We start from the raw sequence: 16482 nt of genomic DNA on the forward strand, positions 1-16482 counted from the left end.
AGGAGGAAGACATGAAAACTGCCGCAATGCTGAGCCTCGTCATGGGGCTGACACTGGGTGCCGGCGCGCTGAACGCGCAAGAGATCACCCTGCGTTCCGCCGATATCCATCCCGATGGTTATCCGACCGTGGACGCTGTGAAATACATGGGCGAACTGGTGTCCCAAAAGACCAATGGCCGGGTCAAGATCGAGGTCATGAACAATGCGGCGCTCGGTGCCGAAAAGGACACGATCGAGCAGACCCGCTTCGGCGTCATCGAGATGAACCGCGTCAACAGCGCGCCGTTCAACAACCTGGTTCCTGAAACCGTCGTCTTCGGCCTGCCCTTCCTGTTTCGCGATACCGATCACATGCACAAGGTGGTGGATGGCCCGATCGGCGACGAAGTGCTTGCGGCCTTCGAACCGCACGGCCTGATCGGCCTCGCCTTCTACGATTCCGGTGCGCGCTCGTTCTATTCGACCAAGAAGCCGATCGAAAAGCTCGCCGATCTGAAGGGCATGAAGGTACGTGTCCAGCAGTCCGATCTGTGGATCGCGATGATGGAAGCCTTCGGTGCCAACCCGACCCCCATGCCGTTCGGCGAAGTCTATTCCTCGCTTGAAACCGGTGTCGTGGATGCCGCCGAAAACAACTGGCCGTCCTACGAATCCTCGCGCCACTTCGAAGTGGCGAAGAACTACACCCTGACCGAACATTCCCTGACCCCGGAAATCCTGGTCATCTCCAAGATCACCTGGGACAAGCTGACACCGGAAGACCAGAAGGTCATCCGCGAATCCGCCAAGGAATCGGTCGGCAAGATGCGTGAACTGTGGCAGGCCCGCGAAAAGGCATCGGAAGAAAAGATCCGCGCCTCGGGAGCCAATATCATCACCGTCGACAAGGCCGAATTCTCCGCAGCAATGCAGCCTGTCTATGACAAGTTCATCACCGACCCCAAGATGAAGGACCTGGTCACCCGGGTCCAGGAAGTCAAGTAATCGGAAGCAGCCGGCCGTATCGCAAGATATGGCCGGTTTTTCATTCAGGGTTGCAGTGTGGCCGCCTATTCGTGGTGGCCGTGGAGGGAAATATGTTGCGCTTTATGACGGCTGTGCGCCCGGCTCTCGCACGCCTTAGCCAGTTCTGCCTGTATATCTCTGGCATCGGCCTTGTCGCGATGACCTTGATCATCGGATGGCAGATCTTCGGTCGCTATGTTCTGAACGATACGCCGAGTTGGTCCGAGCCGCTGTCGCTGATGTTGATGTCGTGGTTCATCATGCTGGGCTCTGCCGTGGGGGTCCGTGAAAGCGTGCATCTCGGCCTCGATTTTGTCCGTCACGGAGCGTCTCCGGCAATTCAGAAGATCATGGACCTGGTGAGCCTCGGCTTGATCGTCCTGTTTGGCGTCGCGATGAGCTACTACGGCTTTCTTCTCGCTGCCGGTACCTGGACAGCAACCATTCCGGTCCTCGGTCTGCCCGGCGGCGTCGACTTCTTCCCGCTGATCGTCGGCGGCGCCATCATCGCCATCTTTGCCGCCGAACGCTTCATAGATGTTTCCATCGGCGAGAAAATCGCTGCCACCGTTGTTGTGCAGGAGGCTGCGTGATGGCCTATACCGTTCTTTTCGGCGTCTTCACCCTGCTGATGATGATCGGCATGCCGATCGCCTTCTGCCTGGGCATCGCCTCGCTTGCCACCGTGCTTTATATCGGCATCCCGCCGATCGTCGTGTTCCAGCAGATGAATTCCGGCATGAACGTCTTTGCCATGATGGCGATCCCGTTTTTCATCTTCGCCGGTGACCTGATGGTCCGCGGCGGGATTGCCAATCGCCTGATCCGTTTTGCCGCCGGCATTGTTGGCCATCTGCGCGGCGGCCTGGGCCAGGTCAACATCGTTGCTTCAACCCTGTTCGGTGGTATTTCCGGCTCCGCGGTCGCCGATGCGTCCGCGGTCGGCGGCCTGATGATCCCGCAAATGGCAGCCCGCGGTTATGACCGCAGCTACGCCGTCAACGTCACGGTCAATGCTGCAATCATCGCACTGATGATCCCGCCCTCGCACAACATGATCCTCTATTCGATTGCCGCCGGCGGCAATGTCTCGGTCGCCGACCTGTTCACCGCCGGTGTCATTCCCGGCATGCTGCTCGCCGCAGCTTTGATGGTCACCGCCTATATCGTTGCGCGGCGCCGCGGTTATCCGTCTGAACCCTTCCCCGGCTTCCAGAAGCTCGGCTACTTCTTTCTCGCCTCCCTGCCGGGGCTTCTGCTGATCGGCATCATATTCGGCGGCGTGCGCTCGGGCATCTTCACGGCGACGGAAAGCTCATGCATAGCGGTTCTCTACGCCTTTCTCGTCGCCATGCTGGTCTATCGCGAGCTGAACTGGGACGGCTTTGTCGAAGCCGTGTTGGGCGCGGTACGGACCACGGCCATGGTCCTGCTGGTCATCGGTACGGCGGCATCCTTCGGCTGGCTGATGTCCTTCCTGCAGGTCCAGACACTGTTGGTCCAGGCCATCAGCGCAGTGTCCGATAATCCGATCGTCGTGCTGTTGATGATCAACATCATCCTGCTTCTGCTTGGAACCTTCATGGACATGGCACCGATGGTGATCATTGCGACACCGGTGCTGCTGCCAGTCGTCAAAGCCTTCGGCATCGATCCCGTGCATTTCGGCGTGGTGATGATCCTCAATGCCGGGATCGGCCTCAATACACCACCGGTCGGAACGGTTCTATTCGTCGGCTGCGCGGTCGGCGGCATCACAATCCGTGAAGCGATGAAGACGATCTGGCCCTTCTTCGGCGCCAGCATCGCGGTGCTGATGGCCGTGACCTATATTCCGGCGCTGTCGCTCTGGCTCCCCAGCCTGTTCAAGTAAGCAGCCCTGCTCAAACAGGCATCTGGCGGGGGCTTTGGCCCCCGCCTTTTTTGTCGCCGGCCGGCAAAGGCTTGCAATTTGCGCAACATAAATAGGCAAAACGTCAGTTTCATCGATCAAACAGATAGATTATCGCCATTTCGCATAGCCTGCCTGCCGGATTAGACTGCTTGCAGTTAACGCTCCAGCCCCGGTGGACCATGACAGCACCCAGCCCTTCGGAAAAAGCCTTCGTTCCCTTCGTTAGCGTCGAAAACATGATGCGCCTTGTGCATCACATCGGCATCGAAACGGTCCTGACCGAGCTGACCGACGTCATCGAATCCGATTTCCGTCGCTGGCCCCTGTTCGACAAAACCCCGCGTGTTGCATCCCATTCGCGCGAGGGCGTGATCGAGCTGATGCCGACGTCGGACGGCGAGATCTATGCGTTCAAATATGTAAACGGCCACCCGAAAAACATGGCCCAGGGCCTGCAGACCGTCACGGCATTCGGCCTGCTGGCGGAGGTTTCCACCGGCTATCCGGTCCTGCTCACGGAAATGACGTTGCTGACCGCACTGCGTACGGCAGCTACATCCGCCATGGCCGCCCGCCATTTGGCACCTAAAGGTGCAAAGACCATGGCGATGATCGGCAATGGCGCCCAGGCGGAATTCCAGGCCCTGGCCATGAAGGCCGTACTCGGCATCGACAAGATCCGGCTCTATGACATCGACCCGCGCGCCAGCGACAAGGTCGCCCGCAATCTCGCAGGATCTGGTCTGGCGGTCACCGTATGCACATCGGCCCAGGCGGCGATCGAGGGCGCAGAGATCATCACGACCTGCACCGCCGACAAGCAGAACGCGACGATCCTGACGGACAACATGGTCGGCGCCGACGTGCATATCAACGCAATCGGCGGTGACTGCCCCGGCAAGACCGAGCTGCACAGGGACATTCTCAAGCGCGCCGAGACCTTTGTCGAATACCCGCCGCAAACCCGCATCGAAGGCGAGATCCAGCAGATGGATCCCGACTATCCGGTAACGGAACTGTGGAAGGTGGTGACCGGCGAGGCTATCGGTCGGCGAGAGCCGGGCCAGATCACCCTGTTCGACAGCGTCGGATTTGCCATCGAGGACTTTTCCGCCTTGCGCTATGTGCGCGCCAAGCTTGAAGGCACCGGCTTCTACCAGGACATCGACATCATCGCCGATCCGGACGATCCGCGTGATCTGTTCGGCATGCTGCAGCGGGCAAAAGACTGAACTCTATCCGCTGATTGCCGGGCGTTTCATGCAACGTTAGCCCTCCGTCCGACTTTACGCCGGACGCGGCGCGCGCGCCATCAGCCGCGCATAGGCGATCGCCGACAGCATATTGATGTGATTGGCCTTGCCGGTTCCGGCAATATCGAAGGCCGTGCCATGATCGACCGACACGCGGTCGATCGGCAGTCCAAGCGAAACATTGACGGCGGTCTCGAAGGCGACGAGCTTGATCGGGATATGACCCTGGTCGTGATACTGGGCGATCACCAGATCGAAGGCGCCGTTATAGGCGCGGGCAAAGACTGTATCGGCGGAGATCGGCCCGACGACATCGATACCCTGTGCCTTGGCAAGCTCTACGGCAGGCGCCAGGAATTCCGTGTCTTCCGTGCCAAAAAGCCCGTTTTCACCGCAATGCGGATTGAGCCCGGCGACCGCAATGCGCGCCTTCTTGCCGAGCCGCAGGAAATGCCTGTGTCCTGCCTCGATGGTAGCCAGAACACGCGCGGTCGTTGCCCGTTCGATCGCACCCTTCAGCGAGATATGGGTCGACACATGGATGGTGTTAAGCCGTTCCGAGGCGAGCAGCATGAAGGAGCTTTTTGACCCCGTCAGATGGGCAAGCAGGCCCGTGTGACCGTCATGATGATGCCCGGCAAGGTTCATCGCTTCCTTGTTGATCGGTGCCGTGACGATGACATCGGCACGACCGCTCATCGCAAGATCGACGGCCCGCGTGATATAGCGAACCGAGGCTTCGCCGGCGACCGGACTGACCTTGCCGATCTCCGGTAGCGGCGCATCGAGCGACACTTCGTCCACGGCAACCGCATCCGCAATGCCAGCCGGCTCCAAACCATATCTGAGACCGGCGCCGGTCGCCTTGTCGGCACGCTCCAGCGCTTCGATATTGCCGACGATGACGAAGTCGCGGCGCTCCTCGGGCGTCATGCTCGCCAATGCCTTGACGATGACTTCAGGGCCGACACCGGCAGGGTCGCCGAGCGTCACTGCCACTTTCGGGTTGCGCGCCATGATCATGCTTCCTTCTTCAAAACTTCGGCTCAGTAGGCAGCCTGGTAGATTGTCAAAATGTCGGCCTGGCTGAGGTCGCGCGGATTGTTGTCGAGCAGGCGGCGGATTGCAAAGGCATCGCTCGCCATGGTCGCAAGATCGTCTGCGTCCACGCCCAGACCCGACAGGCTCATTTCGATGCCAAGGTCGGCACAGAAGGCGTAAGCCGCATCAAAGACCTCGCCGACCTCAGTTTTGCCCTCATATCCGAGCGCCTGCATGACGGCCTGCGTTTTCACCGGGACGGTCGGCGTGTTGAAAGCAAGGACATGCGGGAAAATCAATGCGTTGGCCGCCCCATGCGGCACATGCCAACGGGTTCCGAGCGGGTAGGCAAGCGCATGGCCGCCAGCCGTATTGACCGGTCCGAGACAGAACCCGCCATAGAGCGATGCAAGCGCCAGGCCGGAGCGGGCTTCCGCATCGGCCCCGTCACGCACGGCGCGGGCAAGATATCGGCCGACAAGCCTCGTCCCTTCCTGCGCATAGAGATCGATCGCCGGGTGCGCCTTGCGGTTGGTGAAGGCCTCGACACAATGCGCCATGGCATCGACACCGGTCGCCGCCGTCACCTTTGGCGGAACGCTGAATGTGAAAGCAGGATCGATTACCGCGATATCGGCCAGCATATGCAGACTTTCCACCGCGAGCTTTGCCTTTGTCGCCGGGTCGGTCACCAATGCGCGAATACCTGCCTCGCTGCCGGTTCCAGCGGTGGTCGGCACCTGCGCCAGCGCGACGCGGCGTGGCCCTTCGACCTTGTTCGGGCCGACCACATCGCGAAGGCTCTGAGACGAACCGACCAGGACTGCAGCCAGCTTGGCCAGATCCATGGCGCTGCCGCCACCAAAACCGACGATCAGCTGGGCGTCAGCAGCGTTTGCGGCCGCCAGCACCTTGTCCAGATTGTCTGTGTCCGGTTCGGGCTTCACCTCGCCGAAGACCGCAACGTGCCCCGGCAACTCGAGCGCATCGACGCGGCCCGCATTAAACGCATCGGAAATCACCAATATGCGGGCAAAGCCTTTATCTGCGGCCCATTTTCCAAGCTTGCCCGCTGTTCCCACGCCGAATTCGATCAAATGCGGACGAACGATTGTGATCGGCGCTTCAAGGCTTGCCATCGAACATTCCTCCCCGGAAGACCGCTTACAAGCGCTTCCGATTTGTAAAGTTGTTACTACGTGATGAGCGGCCGCAATGGTCGCCCAGCCGCTACCCGCCGGACCTCAGGTCTCTTTGCCGGAAGGGATGCGGACATATTTGATTGCGCGGCGGAAATAGGTGTAGGCCACATGCAGCGTGCCATCCGGACCCTCGACAACCGACGGGTAGGAAAACTCGCGATTGAGCGACTGCTGCGAATTGTTGCTCAGGCAGTAGCCGTCTCCCGTGTCGAGATCTACATGCTCAAGGAAACTCACGCCGTCGTCATAGGAGAAGGCAAGCGACAATGGTGCGCGAGGAACGCCCCACACCGCACGCGGGCCATCATAGGCGCCGCCTGTGGCCGGTTCCGCCTGTTCGCCTACCGCCTCTTCCCCCGCCTCGCCTTCGATCTCGTCATAGAGCGAAAGTCGTCGCTGGTCGGAGCTGGCGGCGTTTGAATGATTGTAGACGATTGCAATGGCACCATTCTTCAGATCGACCGCCTGGATCGAGGAATTGTTGTTCGGCAACACGGTCGGTTGCGGCGGACTCCAGTTGCGGCCGTCGTCGTCGGACCAGCTGTGCAGGACCTGCCCCGCATACCGGTTGCGGAAGAATGCGGTCATCCGCCCGTCGCCTCGGGGCACGATGTTCATATGGACGGCACCGTAGCTGTCTGGAACCTCGGTCAGGCTCCAGCTTTTCCCATCATCTTCAGACACAAGCACACCCGCCGTATCGGCATCGCCGGTCCAGCGTTGGCCGGGCAGCGAGCGGCAAAGAAAGACCGGCAGCAGCCAATCTCCAGCGGCATTCACGATCACCGGCTGGCGCACGAACGTGCCGGGCAGATCGCACAGAATGCGCGGCTCACCGAAGTGCTTGCCGCCATCCGAAGAGATCCGACATTTTACAACTGCTCCATCCTGATTGCCAGAAACCTGGGACGTGTAAATCAACCAGATCTTGCCATCTGGTGCATTGAAAACTATAGGGTTTTGTTCAGACTTTGTGGCGTCCTCGGTCATTTTTTCCGGAACGGACCAGGCGGTCGAACCGGGCGCCAGGCGCGACATGTAAATCGATATGTCGCCCATGCCTTCCATGGTTCCGCCGAACCAGACGCAGATCAGGGTACCATCGGCAAGAAATGCCAGGTTCGCGGCGTGATTTTGTACCGTTGGCGAGACGAGGAACGCCTCCTGCCAACCCTCGTGATGGGGATGCGCGGTCAACAGGCCGGTCATGCGGGCCGGGACATCTTCGGGCGCCAGTTCTGTCGGCTGGTTCAATGCGGACATAGCATCCATCCTCACGGCAAAGCGTTGAAACTCTTGGAGAGACTTGCAAAGTCGACATCGGACAGCGGCATCAGGGGTGCCCGCGTCCGCCGCCAGCCTGATTCTCCGGTTTTCAGCTCGACCATCGCCTTGATCGTCGGGATCTGCACATAGGAATTGGAAAGCGTGCGGTAAGCGTTGATCCGCGCCTGCGCCGCCTCGATCGCGCCGGTCTCGCCAGGTTCCGCCACCTTATCATAGATCGTTCGCAGTGACCCGGCGACGAGATTCGACGTCGCCGTAATGCAGCCAGCCCCACCTGCTTTCAGCAGCGGCAGCAACAACGGATCGGCTCCGGCGAGCACCGAAAAGCCCGGAAATGCGTCAACCAGCGCCTGCATGTTATTGAAATCGCCTGCAGAATCCTTGATGCCGACGATTTGTTCTGGAAAGGCTTCCACCAGTCTGCCGATCAGGTCCTGGCCGAGCGGAACACCGGAAACCTGTGGGATGTGATAGAGGATGACCTGCAGGTCCGGATTGGCGACAGCCTCGATGATCCGGGCATAGGCAGCAAACAGTCCATCGTCCGAAACGCCCTTGTAGTAGAAGGGCGGCAACATCACCACCTTGCGCACGCCATTTGACAGTGCATGTCTTGTCAACTCAACCGTATCGGATGAGGCGACGACGCCTGTGCCCGGCAAAAGGGCGTCAGCCGGCACGCCGGCCTTCAAAGTCGATTCAAGAATGGCGAAACGCTCGCGCATCGAGAAGGAGTTCGCCTCGCCTGTCGTGCCGAGCAAGGCGACCCCATGACACCCCTCCGCGAGCAACCGTTGGCAATGGCGGGTGAACCGGGCGAAATCCGGCTCACCCTGCTCAGTAATCGGGGTGGTCGCCGCGCAAAATACGCCGGTAATCTTGTGAGCCTTCATCTCCGCCCTCCTCCGGCGAAAAACAGGCGCCGATCCGCAATCGGCGCGCCTTAAAAAGCGTTGATTGGAAAAATTTGTCAACAACAGTTTCCAGGCATAAAGTTCGGCTGAGATCTATATTGTTGTTTTAAAATGCCTTTTTTCTCGTATTCTGAAAATGCCCACAAGAAAATGAGGTTGATGATTGACATATTTACAATAACGTCGCAGTCTCTGCCATCCCGGCGATGGCTCGAACGGCCTTGCCCCTCGGAGGAGGCTGCCGGTGATGGGAGATCAAAGGGAGGAGACGGAATGACTGACGGTAACGTTGGAACACTCGGCGCGGGTCTGTCGCGTCGCGAGGCATTGAAACTGGGCCTAGCAGCCGGCGTGAGCTTCACGCTTCTGGGCGTCAGTGCAAAGATCGTCCAGGCAGCGGGAGAGCAGATCCTCAAGATCGCCCATCCGACCTTCAGCCAGGACTGGTCGCCCCTGCGTGGCGGTGGACCGCCCTTCCGGTGGAATTCCCTGTGGTGGGCATCGCCGATGTATTTCGACGGCGACGGGAAGATCAATCCTTATGTCTTCACGAGCTGGGAAACCGCGGACAACAAGGTCTGGACCTTCAAGCTTGATCCAAAGGCAACCTTCTCCGACGGCAGCAAGATCACTTCGGCGGACGTACAGGCATCGTGGAATGTGGCAGCCATGCCCAATACCAAGAACCAGCGCGCCGATCAGGTCCTGTCGAAGATCGCCGGCTTTGCCGATCTGACCGGCGGCACGGTCAAGGAACTGTCCGGTGTTGCCACACCGGACGAAGGCACCGTTGTCGTCACGCTTTCGGACGTCGATCCGATCTTCTTCATGCGTCTCGCCAATCACATCGTTCCGATTGCCAAGGCATCTCAGGTACGCGGCGAAGATGGCGAGGAAGTCGCAGACTGGTATATGCCGGCCAATGACACAGTCTATTCAGGACCATTCAAGCTGGTCGAGATCGATCTCGACGCCGGCACACTTGCCTTTGAGCCGAACGAGAATTTCTTCGGGCCGAAACCGAAACTGACCCGCATCGAGCTGTCATCGATCGAAGACAATGTCACGGCGACATCGCTGTTGAATTCCGGCGAATACAACGCTCATACCGAACTGATCACCTCGACGATCATCAAGGATCTGGGCGCGGACTTCTCGTCCGGCCCGACCATTCCGACAAGCCAGCATTTCTGGTTCAACACCGCACGTGCGCCGATGGACGACCCGAAGGTGCGCCAGGCGCTGATCATGGCCGTCGACCGCGAAGGGTTGATCAAGGCTTCCTATCCGGACGGCCCGCACAAGAAGACGGATCAGGTCCTGAACTCGGTTCCCGGTGCGGACAATTCCGGTTTCGAGCCTTTCCCCTATGATCCCGAGGCTGCCAAGAAGCTTTTGTCCGAATCCAGCTATGGCGGGCCGGAGCGTCTGCCCAAACTTCTGTTTGTCGGTGTATCGGGTCCGGCCATCGAGGCTGCCGCCCAGTACATCGCCGAGCAATGGCGACAGAACCTCGGCATCACGGCCGTCGACATGAAGCCGCAGCAGGATGCCTATGCCGGTCCTGACCAGAACGCGGTGCAGATCTTCCGCGATGACGTCGGCACCCGGGTTCCCGATGCCGTCTCCTATCTCGCCGGTTCGATCGCCTCGACCTCGTCGAATGCGCAGAACAAGATGGGGGGCTACAAGAATGACAAGGTCGACAGCCTGCTTAAGGAAGCGGCCTCCAAGGCTGCTGACGACCCGCAGCGTGTCGCCCTTGCACAGGAAGCCCAGAAAGCCTTCCGCGAGGATTGGGCCTTTATCCCCTGGTATGCTCAAACCATGTCGCGCTGGGCCGTCGCAGAGGTCAAGGGCATCGACAAGAACCTCGACTGGCAGGTTGTTGCCCCTTGGGAGATTTCCATCGGCTGACGGTTCTGGCGGACCGCTGTCAGCGACACATTCGACGCGTGCCGGGGCCGTCAGGCCCCGGTGCATTCTGGAGGAGTAAAGGGCGGCCGCGGCCTTGGCTGTTGGCGATGAGACCCGAACAAGAGGTGGGAGGCACCGTTGCTTCGCTACGTGCTCACGCGTTTCGCCATCTGGATCCCGTCCGTGCTGCTGGTCATGCTGGCAGTCTATGCCCTGGCCTTCTATGGCGCCGGCGATCCAATCAAGCTGATCTTTCTGAGGGCGCCCGGCGATGTCGCCTATAACCCGGCCAAGATCGAGGCCATTCGCGAAAGTGCAGGTCTCAACCGGCCATTTCTCGAACAGTTTGCCGGTTATGTGCTCAATCTGCTGCAGGGCAAGTTCGGCAATTCTCTGACCTCCGGCCGCTCTGTCTGGGCCATGGTATCGGCGGCGGCCCCTGTTTCCTTCAAGTTGGCCCTCTGTTCGATCGCGCTGACCGCCATCGTCGCCATCCCGCTCGGCATGATCGCGGCGCTCAAGCAGAATTCCCGCCTCGACTATATCATTCTCGGCACGGCGCTGTTTCTCTGGGCAATCCCGGCCTATGTGGCGGGGCCCCTCCTCATGGTCGGCCTGATCGTGCTCTTCCCCGGTGCGGATGTGCCTTACGGATGGGGCGGCATCTTCGATGTACGCATCCTGCTTCCCCTGCTGGTCCTGTCGTTCCAGCCGATTGCGCTGATCGTACGCCAGACGCGTGCCGCAGTGATCGAAGTCCTGTCGGAAGATTTCGTTCGAACCGCCCGAGCCAAGGGCGTTCCTGAAGTGATCGTTGCGATCCGCCATATCCTGCGTCCCGTCCTGACGCCGGTCGTCACGCAGCTCGGCCTGATCATGATCACCATCGTCAACGGGGCGATCTTCGTCGAACTCGTCTTCGGCCTTCCCGGCCTTGGCCGTCTGACCGTGCAGGCACTGATCAACTCCGACTATCCGGTAATTCTTGCCATCACCCTGATCGGTTCCTTCCTGGTGATGATCTCCAATCTTCTGGTCGACGTGCTGTATCCGATGCTCGACCCCCGCGCCCACGATACCAAGAGGAGCCGCTGACATGTCGACCATTTCGGCCCCGCCGCTTGTCCAGTCTCACGATGAACCCAGCGTCAGCCTCTGGCGCGACGCCTGGTTCCGGCTGAAACGCAACAAGCTTGCCGTCTTCGGACTTGCCATCGTGATGCTGCTTGCGTTCACCGCGATCTTCGGTCCGCTGCTGACCCCTTACGACTATCTGAGCCAGAGCCTCGAGGGCCGGAACCTCGCGCCTTCGTTCTCCCATCTGTTCGGCACCGATGATCTGGGGCGTGACGTCTTCAGCCGCGTCGTCTATGGCACGCGAACAGCCTTCCTGGTTGCCGTCGTCGTTACGTTCATTGCGGTCCTGATCGGGGTCACGCTCGGTGCCATCGCCGGTTTCTTCGGCGGTGCCTGGGACCGGATCATCATGTGGCTCACAGACATGACCATGTCCGTGCCCAACCTCCTGCTCGTTGTCGTCATCAATGCCTCGCTCAAGACACCGATCGCGACATGGATGGAAAGCCGCTACATGGCGACGCTCAATCCGTTCTACCGTGAAACGGTCTGGATCGATTTCCTCCTCGTCTTCGGCTCCATGGCACTGATCTCCTGGCCGCCCTATGCGCGCCTGGTCCGTGCCCAGGTCCTGTCGATCCGCTCGCGTCCTTACGTAACGGCCGCCCAGGCGCTCGGCCTGACCAACTGGATCATCATACGGCGCTATATCGTTCCGAACTCGCTCGGTCCGTTGATCGTCTCGGTCAGCGCCGGCCTCGGCACCGCGATGGTGCTCGAAAGCGCCTTTTCCTTCCTCGGCGTCGGCGTGAACCCTCCCACACCCAGCTGGGGCAACATGATCTCCGATGGTCTTCGCGTCTGGCAGCATTATCCGCATCTTCTGGCGGCCCCCGCCGCAGTTCTCGGTCTGGCATCCGTCGCTTTCAGCTTTCTCGGTGACGGCTTGAACGACGCACTCAATCCGCGAGGCAACAAATGACGGATCTCAAAAGCATGATCCCCCTTCTTGATGTTCGTGGCCTGACGATTGACATAGACGGCCGCAATGGTCCCGCGACCGTGGTCGACGGCATCGACCTGCATGTGAACCGCGGAGAAACGCTGGGCGTGGTCGGGGAATCCGGTTGTGGCAAGAGCCTGACAATGCTTTCCCTGATGCGGTTGCTGCCGAACAAGATCAAGGTCACGAAAGGCACCGCCATGTTCGACGGCCGCGATCTGCAGACCATGTCGAACAGGGAACTGCGCAAGGTTCGCGGCGGCGATATCGGTTTTGTCTTCCAGGATCCCATGACCTCGCTAAATCCGGTCATGCGCATCGGCGACCAGATCTGCGAGCCGTTGCGCTACCACAGCGGCATGAACAAGCATGAGGCTCGAACCCGCGCCATCGAACTCTTGCGCCTCGTTGGTATCCCGGGTCCAGAACAGCGCCTGCAGGCCTTTCCCCACGAATTGTCAGGCGGCATGCGCCAGCGGGTGATGATCGCCATCGGCCTCGCCTGCAATCCGAAGCTGCTGATTGCCGACGAGCCAACGACTGCCCTTGATGTGACCATCCAGGCCCAGATCGTTGACCTGGTCAAGGATCTGCGCACCAAGCTCGGCATGTCGATCGTCTGGATCACGCATGACTTGGCACTGATTGCCGGTCTCGCTGATCGCGTCGTCGTGCTCTATGCCGGGACAGTCGTCGAGGATGCGCCGGTCGACACGCTCTACAGCAAGCCGCTGCATCCCTATACACAAGGGCTGCTCGCCTCGATCCCGCAGATCGGCCATGCCGCCACAAGCCGTTTGAGCTCGATCGGCGGAACGCCACCAGAACCAGGTCGAAGACCAGCCGGCTGCCCCTTTGCACCCCGCTGTCCGCAGGCCATGGCGATTTGCCGCGAACGCGTGCCGCGTCTCGAATATGCCAATGAAACAGACGGCCACCGCGTTGCCTGTTTCGCAGCCCAAACTGCCAAGGAGGCCGCATGATGGCTGGCGAACCGCTGCTCAGAATTGAGAACCTGGTCAAGCATTTCCATGTGCGGCTCGGCGCCTTCGGCGAACGCGAAGCGACCGTGCATGCCCTGGACGACATCGATCTCGACATCATGCAGGGCGAGACGCTCAGCCTTGTCGGCGAATCCGGTTGCGGCAAGTCGACGACCGGTTTCACCATCCTCAATCTCTACCGCGCAACCAGCGGTAAAATCCTGTACCAAGGCCAGGATCTATCAAAACTGAACGAAGACCAGATGCGTCCGTTCCGTCGCGACCTGCAGATCGTCTTTCAGGACCCCTATTCGACGCTCAATCCGCGCATGACCGTCGGCGAAGCGATCAGCGAACCGATGTTGTTTCACAAGCTGGCAACCAAGGCACAGTTGAAGGACAAGCTCGATTCACTCCTCTCCGACGTCGGCCTGCCGACCCGGTTTGCCCAGCGCTATCCACATGAACTGTCCGGTGGTCAACGCCAGCGGGTCGTCATTGCCCGGGCACTCGCCTGCCAGCCGAAGTTCATTGTTTGCGACGAGGCAATTTCCGCGCTCGACGTATCGATCCAGGCGCAGATCATCAATCTTCTGCTCGATCTTCAGGACAAATACGGCCTGACCTACCTGTTCATCGCGCATGACCTCGCAGTCGTGCGCCATATCTCCACCCGCGTCGGCGTGATGTATCTCGGCCGCCTTGCCGAACTTGCACCACGCGATGAGATTTTCACCAACCCCTTGCATCCCTATACCCGGGCACTTCTGTCGGCCGTGCCGGAAATTGATCCGGCCCATGAACGGACACGCCAGCGCCAGATCCTGCAGGGCGATGTGCCAAGCCCGCTCGATCCACCTTCCGGCTGCCGTTTCCACACCCGCTGCCCGATCGCCATGGATGTCTGCCGCACGGATGTGCCGGTTTGGCGCGAAGCCCGCCCGGGCCACAAGGTCGCCTGCCACGCCGTTCCTGTCGAGGTTCATGCATGACGCTCAAGGCCGCGATCCTCGCCGATGATCTGACGGGTGCCCTGGATACCGGGACGCCATTTGTCGAAAACGGTTTAAAAGTCGCGGTTGCCGTCTGTTGCGAGGGCCTGGACAAGGCAGTTGCGGCAAAGCCGGACGTGCTTGTAGTCAACACCGCGTCACGAGCACTGTCACCCGAAGAGGCGTCCAGTCGTGTCGGCAATATCGCTGCCCGGCTGAAGGCCCATTCACCAGATCTGGTGATGAAGAAAATCGATTCCCGGCTCAAGGGCAATGTGGCCGTGGAAACGCTGGCCGTCGCCGATGCACTTGGCCGTCGCCGCATTGTCATTTGCCCAGCCATTCCCGACCAGCAGCGCCTGACCCGCAACGGCCATGTCGTCGGCCGCGGTGTCGATCAGCCGATATCGATCGCTGCGCTGTTCGGTCAGACATCGGTCACGATCTGTGACGCCGAAAGCGTTGCCGACCTCGACAGGATCGCCGATATGCAAGACTGGCAAACGGGGCTTGCCGTCGGCGCACGCGGCCTTGGCCTCGCTTTGGCAAAAAGGATCGGCAAAGGCGCAAGCGGTTCCACGCAGCCGGCTTTACTGACACTCACCGATCAGACACTCTTTGCCTTTGGTTCACGGGATCCGATCACCGTCTCGCAGATGCACCAGCTTTATATGCAAGATCGGCTCGCAGTCCTGGCGGATGCGCCCCATGGTCAACTTGGCGAACTTGACGCACCACTGCGCTTGCCTGCATTGCTGCGGTGCACCGGCAACGTCCAAGACGATGGCGCGATGGTCGCAAAGCGTTTTGCCGAGGGCGTGCGCGACGTGATAGCCGCTGGCAATGTCGAGATGCTGATGATGGGTGGTGGCGACACGGCGCTTGCCGTCCTCACCGCACTCGGCATAGATGTGCTCTTCCCGATGGGAGAAGTCGAACCTGGAATTCCCTGGTTCGACGTGACGTTGCAGAACGGCAAGTCGCTGCGTTGCGCGGTCAAATCGGGAGGATTCGGGACCGTCGACAGCCTGGTTGCGGTGCTGCCGGCAAAGCCGGATCAGAAATCGACGGACAGCAAGGAGACCTTCATTGGCCGAAGCTAGCGACGCTGTTCTCAAAACAGCTGTGACACCGCCAAAGCCGGAGCGGATCAAGCCGGTAAAGCTTGTCGACCGCGTGTTTGATCAATTGATGGAGCGCATCCGCGCCGGCAATTACCCACCCGATTCCCGCCTTCCCGGCGAACATGAATTGTCGTCGATGCTTGGCGTGTCGCGGCCCGTCGTGCGCGATGCTCTGGCACGGCTGCGCGAACAAGGCATCGTCTATGCACGCCAAGGCGCCGGTACCTTTGTCAGTGCCCAGGGATCGTCATCGGCGCAACTATCATACTCTCCGGTCAAGACGATTGCCGATATCCAGCGATGCTACGAATTTCGCCTGACCATCGAACCTGCAGCCGCCTATTTCGCCGCCAAACGCCGCGACGAGGCGGCAATCCAGAAAATTGCAGCGGCTCTTGCGGAGCTGCGTGAAGCGACAAGTCATCAGTTGCATCGCACCGATGCCGACTTCGTCTTTCACCGGGCGGTCACGGAAGCTGCGAACAATCACTATTACACAGCCTCGCTGGACGCACTGAAAGCGCACATCGCCGTGGGCATGCATTTGCACGGACTGTCGCTACTCGGTCCGAAGCTTGGCCTCGAAAAGGTATATGAGGAGCACAACACGATTTACCGTGCCATTGCCGAAGGCCGTGCCGAAGACGCCAAAAGCGCCATGCTCAAACATCTGGAAGGGTCTCGCGACCGTCTGTTTGAAGGCCGTGCACTCGATCTCTCGATCTAGGCGGAGCTTAGCCGATCCGCCAGCGCCTGACGGCAATCTCCCTCACCCGGCTTCACCGGGC

The 16482-nt window shown here is 60.1% G+C and carries 15 protein-coding genes; 11 read left to right on the forward strand and 4 right to left on the reverse strand.

Annotation, left to right across the window (positions count from 1 at the left end):
• Positions 1-11 precede the first annotated feature (11 nt).
• The 4 genes from IM739_RS20425 (at position 12) to IM739_RS20440 (ending at position 4133) form a co-directional block, all read left to right on the forward strand.
• Positions 12-986 carry a TRAP transporter substrate-binding protein gene (locus IM739_RS20425; RefSeq protein ID WP_237371639.1) on the forward strand — a complete coding sequence of 325 codons (975 nt, stop codon included), beginning with the start codon at positions 12-14 and terminating at the stop codon, positions 984-986.
• A gap of 92 nt (positions 987-1078) precedes the next feature.
• Positions 1079-1600, forward strand: a complete 522-nt coding sequence (locus IM739_RS20430) for a TRAP transporter small permease (RefSeq protein WP_237371640.1) — start codon at positions 1079-1081, stop codon at positions 1598-1600.
• Positions 1600-2880 (forward strand): TRAP transporter large permease, encoded by a 1281-nt coding sequence (locus IM739_RS20435; RefSeq protein ID WP_237371641.1) that lies wholly within the window; start codon positions 1600-1602, stop codon positions 2878-2880. Before IM739_RS20430 ends, IM739_RS20435 begins: the two co-directional genes overlap by 1 nt.
• A 200-nt stretch (positions 2881-3080) precedes the next feature.
• Positions 3081-4133: an ornithine cyclodeaminase gene (locus tag IM739_RS20440; RefSeq protein ID WP_237371642.1), complete on the forward strand. Its 1053-nt coding sequence runs from the start codon at positions 3081-3083 to the stop codon at positions 4131-4133.
• Positions 4134-4187: 54 nt separating this feature from the next.
• Here IM739_RS20440 and pdxA read toward each other — a convergent pair whose 3' ends face one another.
• From pdxA to IM739_RS20460, 4 genes are all read right to left on the reverse strand, one after another.
• Positions 4188-5171 carry a 4-hydroxythreonine-4-phosphate dehydrogenase PdxA gene (gene pdxA, locus IM739_RS20445; RefSeq protein ID WP_237371643.1) on the reverse strand — a complete coding sequence of 328 codons (984 nt, stop codon included), beginning with the start codon at positions 5169-5171 and terminating at the stop codon, positions 4188-4190.
• A 29-nt stretch (positions 5172-5200) separates the two neighbouring features.
• Positions 5201-6334 (reverse strand): iron-containing alcohol dehydrogenase, encoded by a 1134-nt coding sequence (locus tag IM739_RS20450; protein ID WP_237371644.1) that lies wholly within the window; start codon positions 6332-6334, stop codon positions 5201-5203.
• A 105-nt stretch (positions 6335-6439) separates the two neighbouring features.
• Positions 6440-7660: a sialidase family protein gene (locus IM739_RS20455; protein ID WP_237371645.1), complete on the reverse strand. Its 1221-nt coding sequence runs from the start codon at positions 7658-7660 to the stop codon at positions 6440-6442.
• 11 nt (positions 7661-7671) lie between these two features.
• Entirely contained in the window at positions 7672-8577 is a 906-nt protein-coding gene (locus tag IM739_RS20460) for a dihydrodipicolinate synthase family protein (RefSeq protein WP_237371646.1), read from the reverse strand.
• A 294-nt stretch (positions 8578-8871) separates the two neighbouring features.
• Here IM739_RS20460 and IM739_RS20465 point away from each other — a divergent pair, with 294 nt between their 5' ends.
• The 7 genes from IM739_RS20465 (at position 8872) to IM739_RS20495 (ending at position 16421) form a co-directional block, all read left to right on the forward strand.
• Positions 8872-10515 (forward strand): ABC transporter substrate-binding protein, encoded by a 1644-nt coding sequence (locus tag IM739_RS20465; RefSeq protein WP_237371647.1) that lies wholly within the window; start codon positions 8872-8874, stop codon positions 10513-10515.
• 138 nt (positions 10516-10653) lie between these two features.
• Complete coding sequence (locus IM739_RS20470; RefSeq protein WP_237371648.1) at positions 10654-11610, forward strand: ABC transporter permease; 957 nt, start codon at positions 10654-10656, stop codon at positions 11608-11610.
• Position 11611: 1 nt separating this feature from the next.
• Complete coding sequence (locus tag IM739_RS20475; protein WP_442981160.1) at positions 11612-12574, forward strand: ABC transporter permease; 963 nt, start codon at positions 11612-11614, stop codon at positions 12572-12574.
• A complete protein-coding gene (locus tag IM739_RS20480) occupies positions 12571-13578 on the forward strand; it encodes an ABC transporter ATP-binding protein (protein ID WP_442981161.1) in 1008 nt (335 codons plus the stop codon). Before IM739_RS20475 ends, IM739_RS20480 begins: the two co-directional genes overlap by 4 nt.
• Entirely contained in the window at positions 13578-14570 is a 993-nt protein-coding gene (locus IM739_RS20485) for an ABC transporter ATP-binding protein (RefSeq protein WP_272911347.1), read from the forward strand. The genes IM739_RS20480 and IM739_RS20485 overlap by 1 nt, the downstream gene beginning before the upstream one ends.
• The gene (locus IM739_RS20490; RefSeq protein ID WP_237371651.1) at positions 14567-15673 is read left to right on the forward strand and encodes a four-carbon acid sugar kinase family protein; all 1107 of its coding nucleotides are present in this window, start codon (positions 14567-14569) and stop codon (positions 15671-15673) included. Before IM739_RS20485 ends, IM739_RS20490 begins: the two co-directional genes overlap by 4 nt.
• Positions 15660-16421 (forward strand): FadR/GntR family transcriptional regulator, encoded by a 762-nt coding sequence (locus IM739_RS20495; protein ID WP_237371652.1) that lies wholly within the window; start codon positions 15660-15662, stop codon positions 16419-16421. Before IM739_RS20490 ends, IM739_RS20495 begins: the two co-directional genes overlap by 14 nt.
• Positions 16422-16482: the final 61 nt, after the last annotated feature.

Source organism: Rhizobium sp. SL42, from assembly GCF_021729845.1.
Lineage (GTDB): Bacteria > Pseudomonadota > Alphaproteobacteria > Rhizobiales > Rhizobiaceae > Allorhizobium.

Coding starts and splice junctions, on each gene's coding strand:
- IM739_RS20425 (WP_237371639.1), top strand. CDS start 12: ATGAAAACTGCCGCAATGCTGAGCCTCGTCATGGGGCTGACACTGGGT.
- IM739_RS20430 (WP_237371640.1), top strand. CDS start 1,079: ATGTTGCGCTTTATGACGGCTGTGCGCCCGGCTCTCGCACGCCTTAGC.
- IM739_RS20435 (WP_237371641.1), top strand. CDS start 1,600: ATGGCCTATACCGTTCTTTTCGGCGTCTTCACCCTGCTGATGATGATC.
- IM739_RS20440 (WP_237371642.1), top strand. CDS start 3,081: ATGACAGCACCCAGCCCTTCGGAAAAAGCCTTCGTTCCCTTCGTTAGC.
- pdxA (WP_237371643.1), bottom strand. CDS start 5,171: ATGGCGCGCAACCCGAAAGTGGCAGTGACGCTCGGCGACCCTGCCGGT.
- IM739_RS20450 (WP_237371644.1), bottom strand. CDS start 6,334: ATGGCAAGCCTTGAAGCGCCGATCACAATCGTTCGTCCGCATTTGATC.
- IM739_RS20455 (WP_237371645.1), bottom strand. CDS start 7,660: ATGTCCGCATTGAACCAGCCGACAGAACTGGCGCCCGAAGATGTCCCG.
- IM739_RS20460 (WP_237371646.1), bottom strand. CDS start 8,577: ATGAAGGCTCACAAGATTACCGGCGTATTTTGCGCGGCGACCACCCCG.
- IM739_RS20465 (WP_237371647.1), top strand. CDS start 8,872: ATGACTGACGGTAACGTTGGAACACTCGGCGCGGGTCTGTCGCGTCGC.
- IM739_RS20475 (WP_442981160.1), top strand. CDS start 11,612: ATGTCGACCATTTCGGCCCCGCCGCTTGTCCAGTCTCACGATGAACCC.
- IM739_RS20480 (WP_442981161.1), top strand. CDS start 12,571: ATGACGGATCTCAAAAGCATGATCCCCCTTCTTGATGTTCGTGGCCTG.
- IM739_RS20485 (WP_272911347.1), top strand. CDS start 13,578: ATGGCTGGCGAACCGCTGCTCAGAATTGAGAACCTGGTCAAGCATTTC.
- IM739_RS20490 (WP_237371651.1), top strand. CDS start 14,567: ATGACGCTCAAGGCCGCGATCCTCGCCGATGATCTGACGGGTGCCCTG.